The sequence below is a fragment of the Microcoleus sp. BM001215392 genome (assembly GCF_036700185.1).
GTDB lineage: Bacteria > Cyanobacteriota > Cyanobacteriia > Cyanobacteriales > Microcoleaceae > Microcoleus.
In genome coordinates this window covers 1-9,611 of record NZ_JAUBOJ010000309.1, presented here as the reverse complement: position 1 = coordinate 9,611, position 9,611 = coordinate 1, and the positions used below count along the sequence as shown (strand labels likewise).

The following is a 9,611-nucleotide window of genomic DNA, read 5'->3' as shown; positions in this document are numbered from 1 at the left end:
GGTGCGCGTCCAGTTGAATCTTGACCGGAACGGATGAGGAGAGAACCGACTAATTTGAATTCGGCGTGGATGAGGAATCGATCGCGCTTATCGCTCTCATTCTCTAACGATACTCCAAGAGCTGTAGCAATTGATGAATAAGTTTCGCGATCGGGTAATAAACCTGTGCGCCAATGTTCAAAATCTAACCAAGCTCTGCGATCGCCCGCATCTTCCAAGTCAAAACTCCAAACCTGCCACTCTTGGACATGACAGCGACCAAAACCGCGCCGCTTTTTCATTCCCAGGGAGATTTCGCCACTTTTTGAATCATTTTGAGATTCAGAGTCATTTGGATTTTTTTGAGGTTCTAAGCCTTGGAGTGCGATCGCTAAAGCTTTAAGTAACTTAGCTTCATCATTATGTTTCTCTATCAGCAGTTCAAAACTAAGGGGAAATTCTGTCCCAGCTTGTAGCAACTCTAAGTCATACTTAGCTTTATCTTCTGCGGTTCCAGTAGCGCTATTGATTTTCACACCATCTCTCAGTTCAGACTTGATAGGTTTAGTGCTGATAGCATCATCGATAATTATAAGACTTTGACTATCCTGCTCCCTTAGTTTTATTTTTTCAGTTTCATTTTTATCCTTTTCATCCTTTTCATCTTTATATGCAAATAAATCACCAAATAATTTGGTAGCTAGATCGTTACGGCTCTCGCTTTTATCGTAATCTTTATCCCGCTCACGCAAGTAATTTCGCAAACTACCTGCAATCGATGAACCTGTGAGCAAGGCATAATTCTCATGGAGGCTATCCCGCAGCAAAGGCAAGTCCGTAGGACTATCAGTATCACCTTGACCTAAACAAGTTGGGGTATCAAGCACTAAAATACCGCGTACAATGATACGCTTGATAATATGGCGATGGTCTGTTCTATAAAGTTCAGTCATTGTTTTTATCCTTCATCATTTTCTTAGCAACTGCCATAATCAGCCGTAGGGTGTATTCTAAAGCTAAATTATAATCAAGAGTTTTGGGTTGACCAGCAATAGTAATAGTTGGTTTTTTTTCCTCATTCAGTAGATGACTATTCTTACCCCCCCAAGCTGGAAGAATCCAACTATCAGGTTGCCGCAACCAATCTCTAATTTGCTCATCTAATTTTTTACCATTTATCTCAGTTTGCTTAAACTGAGTCCGAGCAGTCTTAGTCAAATTATCTAAATTATCCTCTACGCCCAGTAATTCATAAAGTCGATCTGGCTTGCCTTCAGTTAAGGCGGTTCGGGCTACAATTATTAACCGTGATAGTTGACTGTTTTTAATGTTCCTTGAATCTTTCGGTGTATTAGATTGCACCTGTTCTAGTAATAATTCATCTAGTTTTTTTCGGAGAAGTCGTTCTGCCATTTGCACAGCGATTTCCTTAGCTTTGGTACTGCAATAAATTTGGCTGGTGTCAGGTTCTCTATTGACAGCTTCGACAGTTATTTGACCTTCTTCTTTTAACCAGTTCAAAACGACTCTGCCAAACCCGTCCACCCGTCTTTCTCCAATTCCCTGTGCTTCTAAATCACGAATTTGCTGCGGATTAAGTTCTTCGGGTTGTTCAAAGACAAAAACACTACCTGCGGCTAAAGCTGGAACTTGAGGTAGTGGCAAACCCCATTTGCGATTAAACCCTCCTACATTTAGACTGCTGGCATAGGTATCTATATGTTTAAGTTTTATACCTAATGCCTGTGAAATTAACTTGACAAACTGTTGTATATCGGTGGTTGATTGGCCGCAGTCATCACGAATTATGGTATCGCTCAATAGAGTAACAGTGAGTTTATTTCGATATTGGGTTCTTTCTTCCCAATCAATTTTGATCTCCGTCCAGGTATCTTCATCAGGCAATAACTCAACCGTGACATGACCGTAACCCGCACTTTGAGAACCACCAATCCAAGCATTAATTGTTTCTGCGTCATTTGCAGGTGTCAGCAATGACTTAATAGTGTCAGCATCTTTCTGAAAGTTACACAATACGACAGCTTGAAAAACTTGTCCTGCATCAATAGCATCGTAACGGAATACTGCACCGCTGCTATTAGTCCCTCTCCCTTTTTTACGGTTGCGCTGATTGTGAATGTTAATTCTTCGGAGTTCTTTGTAAAGTGATATATACCCGTACTCATCTATAATACAAAACTTATCATCTAAGCCTTTCGGAGCATCGGGGCGATGCGGTGATGCTAATTGAATAAAATTGTATATTTCCGTAGGTGAATCCTCCCCTTTCTTCTTGTACAGGCACAGCGTTACTGGTAAAGTTCGTTGTTTTTTCTCGCGATCGAACAGATACGCATTCAAGTAACGAGTTTGACTGTCAAAGAATAGGCTTCTGATTTTCTCATCCAGGATATCTAAGTCTTGGATATGCTGTTGCCGCAGATAGCGACTAATTAGCATTCCCCGAATTGTACTTCCAGGAATATAAGAATGGGAAACATCACTGTTGGGGTCGCCTTGTAATGAGGTGGCGAGAATGGGTTGTTGGGTATGTAATAAAAAAGTAATAGCTTTCATTGGATTTTCACAAAAATGTCAATGTGTTTTCTAGTAATATCTTCGTCAAGGCCTTGGTTTTTATCTAAATAATGTAGAGTGCATTGTACGTGACCTCTTCCTCGGTTTCGTCCACTTCCCATGCGTCGAAGTGCCAGTGTTCCAACTCCTAAAAGTGCCAGCATATCGGATGTGGGATCTATATCAAAAAATAGGGGTGCTTCGTAACTGGGTTGAGAGTCGGGGCGATCTCGTACAATAACCCGCATCGATCGCAAACTATGTTCGATAGGTGCACCATTTTCGGGATCGATCGCAGTTTGCTTGCGAATAGTAGCCAAGGAATTGAGGACATCTTCACGAGTGGGAAAATTATCTTGCTGCTGCTGTTGGGCTACAGTTCTTCGTAAGTCTGCGGGTAAGCAAGCATCACCAACGTGCATTTTTGCCATTGTGTCGTTCATACTACCGGGTTGACCGAATAAATCATTTCTGATTTTTAGCCAATGTTTTTGCTGAGAATTGGGTAATAAAGTCACTAAGTTATCGCACTCTTCACTTAACAAACCTTTCAAAGTCCGACCTCTTAAGTAGGGGAAACCATTGCGATCGTGTTCTACTTCTGAGTCAACTAAGCCTGCAACTCCATCCCCTCGCCCAAAAGTTGTATCACTTAATAGTTTAATTCGGATGGCGTACATAGATTACTCTCCTAACGGGATGTAAAATTCCATTGCTTCAATCGCATCGAAGTAACGACAACGCCCTCCAATCCAACCTTGTTTTTTCAAAGCCGAATTAGCTTTTAGGAAAATAGGTAACTCATTTATTCCGTAAGTATTGAGAAACTGCTCGGTGGCAGTTTGACCCTCACGTAAAAGTTCTCGTAGAGTAATGACTTTGTTGCGCTTGTCTTTCCAGGGTTCCTCTTCATTAAAAGTTCTGACAACTTCAGCGAAATCAGTCCATATTAACCAGTCATCGCCGTATTCGTGCGATCGCATCGGTCGTGTTGTTAGCTTTCCTCCCTGGTATTCTACTTCTCTAATTTCACCAATTGAACCTAATAAACCACTGGGGGCGATGTGCCAATCTAAAGCCGAAAATATCGGTATTCTATCTGAATGATCTTCTGTCTCTTGCCGAACAAACTTTTTCGCACTGCTGCACAATGCTTCACATAATTCGTAAGTTCTAGAAAATGGATAGTGAGTCTTGACAATGGCAATTCCAGCGCAAGCCGTAGCTTTACCCTTCCCATCAGGTAAATTTTTAGTTCGTTCTTCAAACTCTTTCAAAAACTTAACTGCTAGGGGCAATCCTATGCGACCATCACAGACAAAAGTAACATCATCACCTCCATAAACAATAGGACGAAATGGTAAGTAGTTTTCTTTGATGCTAATCTTGCCTGTTTCAATTGCATTAATCACCAGCTTACCGACTTCTTCAATTGCACTGCTTGCTGCTTTACTCACTGCCCAAGAAAGTCTACGCATCTCTACAATAAAGTCTCGATTTGATTGCTGTGCTTTTCCATAATTTTCAAATCGCTTACCCATTTGATTGCCATCTGCGTGAATTAGGGCGATGTAGCTACTTTCTTGTTCCGTCCGACCCATATCATCGACATCGCGAGCTATTTTATACTTGCTAGGTTTGTCTTTAAATAGTATTTCCTTAAACTGTGTATTAGCTTCATCTGCTGCTTTAAGCTTGGCAATAATTTCTCTTGAAGCCAGATAGCCTTCACCGTCAGGAATTCCATATTTACCATTAGTATCTTCAACAGCAACTAATCCAGTTGAACGACAAGTTGCTGTTACGCTTAAACCTAGCAAAGGTACAGAAGGTATTGGCTGTCTTTTTTTTGCATCTAACTTACCTTTTATCAGGTCAGTTTCGATGATTTGCCGTAATAATTGTGTATCCCAGTTAAAAGGATGGTCAGCAATGACTATGTTGAGTCCCGGTGCATCTTCTAATATTTTTATGGTGAGCTTTTGGGTAAATGATCTGGCATCTTCTATCCTGCTAAATAGCAAAACTGTATTTCCACCACCTGCATAAACCAATTCAGCAATGATATTTTCATCGGTATTGATGCGAGGTTCTACTTGATCTTTATCTTCATCAGGAATATGGACATTACCGAGACATCTCAGACACTCCTTAACCCATTCAACGGTTGCTAGCTTGACCAAATGCGAAGCCCCAATATTTTCTTTCAATCGATTGCTACCAAAGACATACTTTTGAATTCCTGTGGTATCAATGACTGTTGCGATGTAGTGACTCATCTCGACTCCTGACTTAATAGTTATTTCCTGCGATCCAATTAGTAATAGCTTTTGATAAAGTTTTCAGATGCTTATGTCCAAAAACAGCAATTTTTGGATCTTCAATGAGAGACTTAAAGGTTTTAATGATATTTTCTGGATTTTTATGAAAGCAAACTAGAGCTACTCTTGCTTCGGAACCGCCTAGTTGCTTGGCTCTGATATATGCCTCAAAAAGTTTTTCTTTGCAACGCTCAGTTGAACGAGAAGTCGTACAAGATATAGCAAAAAGTTGGTAACTCCGCATAAAAGCAACGTCAAACTGAAACTTCTCCCAATTATCATCTGGCTGGTCGATGATGTTGAATGACATTGCACTTCTATCTATCGGTGGATTGACGGAAATTTGTTGAATCTGGTCTAGTACATAATGTTCTAGCCATCCGCAGCTTAACCACTCACAGACATGAGAGAACTTATCAAATTGTCCACGCTGTTTAGCAGTTTGTAGCGATAGCTTATCTGATGATGCGCCTAAATGCTGCATCAGAACCTTTTTAATTACTTCTGGTGCTGCTTTTAAGTCAAGTTCAATATTGTTTTCTATATCTTCCTCGTCTTTCCAATCTACATATTTGCCATATCGATTTTGCTTTTGCGTCTTCGGAGTCAGCACTTTTTCACACCAATTCAACCAATCATTATCAAAACTGCCTCGTTCTTGGTCATTCATGTAGAGACCAAGTAGTTTTTTTCCCGCTTCTGTTAACTTGGGTTGATTTATCGGTTTTTTACCCTGTTTCCAATACAGCCTATGCAAGCTAAAAAGAGTTTCTCCTGTTATTTCCAATTGCTCTTTCGGTACTTCTATAGGAATAGGACGATCGTTTTTGCGATCGAACATCATTTGTAAGCTACGGGAGTCAAGGTAGCTGAAAACAGGTTCAGGGGAAAGGTTTAAATCGAGGAAAGCTTGATAGGCGTGAACTGCCATTGCCTTTGTTCCTCCCGTATAGTTCAGTCCAAACCGTTTTTTATCTGGGTACTGCTTTTGAAGTTCTTGGACTTTATCTTTAATAGCCTTTTGAATTTCAAAAGCATTCGACTCGTTGTTCCATAGCTCAACTTTTTCTTCTTCACTGAGACCTAAAACTTCTTTTAGTCGCTTGTAAGCCTCAGAAGTATATTCAGTGTAAACAAGGTAACGCTTACCACCTGCTCTGAGTAGTGTCTTAGCAGCTACATAATTAGGTAAAGGGTTTTCTCCTATGAGTAAAAACAGATGATCTACTTGATGGTATTCCCAATCTAACGGATTATTGGTAGTCATACTTTAGTCCTTGTTTCAGTTTTTGACGTGCAATTCCATCTAATTTCCTATTGTCACCTAAATTTTCCACAAAATCAACCGCCCAAAAAATAATCTCCCAAATCCCCAAAAAACCAGCCACTCCCACAACTCCCTCAACTCCCCCAACTCTCGCCAATAATAATTTTTCAGACATAACTGGCGCTGCACCTACCCAAAATGACAACAAATAAGGTAAAGTAAACGGCACAATAGTCTAAGGTTCTCGAACTGCCACAAGTCGGCAAATTCACCCTTAATCGACAAAACTCACAGATACAGGCGACATTCACCGCCAACTACCAACCCCTAACAACGACAAAAATGCAAACCTACTACTACGTTTTAGCCAGCCAACGCTTTTTGCTAGAAGAAGAAGCCCTTGATGAAGTGTTTAAAGAAAGAACTCGCAACTACCACGAACAAGAAAAACAAATAGACTTCTGGTTGGTCAAACAACCCGCTTTTTTAGAAGCACCGGCAATGGCAGCAATTAAAGCAAAATGCCCTCAACCAGCAGCAGCTATTGTTTCCACAGATCCAGTGTTCATTACCTGGTTGAAACTGCGATTAGAATATGTCCTGACTGGTGAATTTCAAGCACCGTCAGCAACTATTCCCGATGCCCTCGCATCCCTACAGACAGCATGAATAAACAAGCAAAAAAATCTACAGCGTTAGAAAAATTTAGGGGAAAATTGTACAATTTTATTGTGTCTATTCCCCTATTTTCTGCCACTTCGATCGCAATTTTGACACTGACAATTTTAGCGAGTTCTGTTAAAGCTCAGTCAAGCTGCGAACCACCGAAGTCCGACGAATATCTACTGTTAATTGTCACCAGAACACCGGAACAGCAAGAAAAAGCAAAACGCTCTTTTCCCGGAAATACTGACAATACAGTTTGTCGGTACATTAACGATACGGTGACGCGGGTTGGTGGGTTTCGCAACTCGCAAATTGCCATCGATTGGGTGAAATATATCAAAGATGTTGTCGGATTGCAGGCTTACGTAGTTCGATCGCCCGCAGCAGCACTTTCCCAAAACCTGCCAGTCTACAACCCCCAGCCAGCAACAGGTTCAGAACCAATCGCCAATCCTCAAACTGGGAATAGTGGCTTCAATCCCCAAGCCCTCGGCCCCGGTTACGCCGTGTTAGTAGATTACTTCAATCAACCGGAATTAGCCGGGCAAGTCAAGCAAGCATTGGGCACGCAAGTAGGCTTAGCTTCCTACGGCCAACGTCCCTTTTTATTCGTTGCTTATACGACGGATCAAAACGCTGCTACTGCGGCGGTAAAAGCATTGAGCGATCGCGGTTTTTGGCCTATGTTAGTAGACAGCCGCCGTGTTACGGTAATTAGTCCTGCTGTTAGGTAAAACTTATGTTTGTAGATAAGACGGCGAAGGTCATTTGCGCCTATACAAACGATGTCCGCCTCTGCGGATTAAAGAAAATAACGTAATTTTAACCGGAGGGTTTTGTTTTTGTAGACGCGAATTCTATTCGCCCGGTTTCTTCAACCCGCGCAGGCGGGTTTTGTTTTTGTAGACGCGAATGACCTTCGCCCGGTTATTTTTAACGCGCGCAGGCGGGTTTTGTTTGTATAGATGCGAATGACCTTCGCCCGGTTTTCCTAATTAACAATTATTGTTGTTTGGGCTGTGGCTGATTGTTTCCTAGCTGACTTTCGGCCCGTTTTTTTGCTTCCATTGCGGCTCCATAATCCGGTTTGTAGCGGATTGCTTTGTCGTAGGAGGCGATCGCATCTCCGAATCTTTTCACTGCTACAAGGGCGTTACCGCGGCTGTACCAGGCTTCCGAATAGTCCGGTTTGACATAGACAGCTTCATTGTAAGAGGCGATCGCATCTTCGTACCGCTGCAAATTGTACTGAGCATTACCTCTATTGTACCAGCCTTGAGATGCTTTCGGATTTAAATCCAAGGCTTTACTGTAACACTCAATAGCTGCTTCGTACTTGCGCAATTCGTGGTAAGACCAACCTAAATTATACCATGCTTGATGATAATCCGGTTTTAATTTAACAGCTTTTTCGTAAGCTTGTACCGCTTCTTCGTGTCGGCGCATTTTCAGCAAAGCGATGCCTTTACTGTACCAAGCTTGATAAAAATTAAGCTGAAACCGCACCGCTTTTTCGTAGGATTCAAAAGCTTCTTGATTTTTGTTTAATTCTAGGAAAACATTGCCTAAATTGTACCAAGCGTCAGAATTGTCGAATTTAATTTCAACTGCTTTTTGATAGGATTCTACAGCGCGATCGTACTGTTTTAATTTTTGGTAAGCTTGACCCCGATTGTACCACGCACGGTACAAACTAGGCTGAAATTGGACGGCTTTTTCGTAGGAGGCGATCGCCTCCTCGTACCGTTGTGAATCTAACAAAGCATCGCCTTTACCTTCCCAGGCTGCCGGATAATCCGGCTGGATTTTCAAAGCATTGTCAAAAGATGCGATCGCCTCCTTGGACTGTTTTAACTTATCCAAAGCATAACCGCGTCCCGTCCAAGCTTCCAAATACTCCGGCTTTAATTCTATAGCTCGATCGTAGGCTGACTGTGATTCCTTGTAGTTTTTCAACTCATATAAAGTTTTAGCTTTTTCCTGCCAAACTTGCGCATAATCCGGGCGGAGAGTTATCGCTCGATCGTAAGCTGCTAGAGCTTCTTCAAATCGGCTTAAATTGTAAAGAGTAATGCCTCGATTGTGCAAGTCAGTTGCATTTGCAGAATTAAAAGTATTGACACCATAAATTGATGCTATAATAGTGACGCAAATAAAACTGGCGATCGCGCCAATTTTAAAATATAGTTTTTGCCGCGGTTTAGGCAGCTTTTTTGCAGCAACAACCGGAGGTAATATTGGAACAGTACCGCTGAAAGATTTTTTCAATTCTTTAATAGCTTCCAGAGTTTCGCCCGCACTCGCATAACGCTGCCGAAAATCGTACTTTACCATCCGATCTAAAATCTTGGCAAATTCAGGACTCACCGATGCTTTATCCTGCCAAATAATTTCCTCTGTATCAGGATTTTTCGGCATTTGGTGGGGATTGATGCCCGTGAGAAACTGAATTGCGATCGCACCTGCGGCATAAATATCGCTGCTGAGTTTCGGATTACCGTGAGATTGTTCGCTGGGCATATAACCGGGAGTACCGATGCTCACACTTAAGCTATTCTTGGGCTGAGGATTAGTAATTTGAGTAGTAATTTCCTTGACGGCGCCGAAGTCAATTAACACTAACTTACCATCTCGATCTCGGCGCAGGATATTGCGCGGATTGACATCGCGGTGAATCACATTTTGCTGGTGTACGAAATCTAAAATTCCCAGAAGTTCCTGCAAAATTGCAATCACTTCATCTTCTTTCATACCTGCGGAATTTCTAGAAGAACCCCCCCCAGCCCCCCCTTGGTAAGGAG

At 41.8% G+C, this 9,611-nt stretch carries 9 protein-coding genes; 2 read left to right on the top strand and 7 right to left on the bottom strand.

The genetic code is table 11. The features are described from left to right. From QT974_RS25660 to QT974_RS25635, 6 genes are all read right to left on the bottom strand, one after another. On the bottom strand, positions 1–932 hold a 932-nt coding region (locus QT974_RS25660; RefSeq protein ID WP_333471235.1), incomplete at its 3' end, for an RAMP superfamily CRISPR-associated protein. Next, positions 925–2,556 (bottom strand): RAMP superfamily CRISPR-associated protein, encoded by a 1,632-nt coding sequence (locus tag QT974_RS25655; RefSeq protein ID WP_333471234.1) that lies wholly within the window; start codon positions 2,554–2,556, stop codon positions 925–927. The genes QT974_RS25660 and QT974_RS25655, both read right to left, overlap by 8 nt. Then, positions 2,553–3,236 (bottom strand): RAMP superfamily CRISPR-associated protein, encoded by a 684-nt coding sequence (locus tag QT974_RS25650; RefSeq protein WP_333471233.1) that lies wholly within the window; start codon positions 3,234–3,236, stop codon positions 2,553–2,555. Before QT974_RS25650 ends, QT974_RS25655 begins: the two co-directional genes overlap by 4 nt. A 3-nt stretch (positions 3,237–3,239) precedes the next feature. Then, positions 3,240–4,835: a Cas10/Cmr2 second palm domain-containing protein gene (locus QT974_RS25645; RefSeq protein WP_333471232.1), complete on the bottom strand. Its 1,596-nt coding sequence runs from the start codon at positions 4,833–4,835 to the stop codon at positions 3,240–3,242. A gap of 13 nt (positions 4,836–4,848) precedes the next feature. Further along, complete coding sequence (locus QT974_RS25640) at positions 4,849–6,144, bottom strand: Card1-like endonuclease domain-containing protein (protein ID WP_333471231.1); 1,296 nt, start codon at positions 6,142–6,144, stop codon at positions 4,849–4,851. Next, positions 6,131–6,319 (bottom strand): hypothetical protein, encoded by a 189-nt coding sequence (locus tag QT974_RS25635; protein ID WP_333471230.1) that lies wholly within the window; start codon positions 6,317–6,319, stop codon positions 6,131–6,133. Before QT974_RS25635 ends, QT974_RS25640 begins: the two co-directional genes overlap by 14 nt. A gap of 167 nt (positions 6,320–6,486) precedes the next feature. Here QT974_RS25635 and QT974_RS25630 point away from each other — a divergent pair, with 167 nt between their 5' ends. Next, a complete protein-coding gene (locus QT974_RS25630; protein ID WP_293174790.1) occupies positions 6,487–6,813 on the top strand; it encodes an MgPME-cyclase complex family protein in 327 nt (108 codons plus the stop codon). Continuing rightward, positions 6,810–7,544 (top strand): hypothetical protein, encoded by a 735-nt coding sequence (locus tag QT974_RS25625; RefSeq protein ID WP_333471229.1) that lies wholly within the window; start codon positions 6,810–6,812, stop codon positions 7,542–7,544. Before QT974_RS25630 ends, QT974_RS25625 begins: the two co-directional genes overlap by 4 nt. 268 nt (positions 7,545–7,812) lie before the next feature. On the opposite strand, the gene QT974_RS25620 is transcribed toward QT974_RS25625, so the two are convergent. Further along, on the bottom strand, positions 7,813–9,611 hold a 1,799-nt coding region (locus QT974_RS25620), incomplete at its 5' end, for a tetratricopeptide repeat protein (RefSeq protein WP_333471228.1).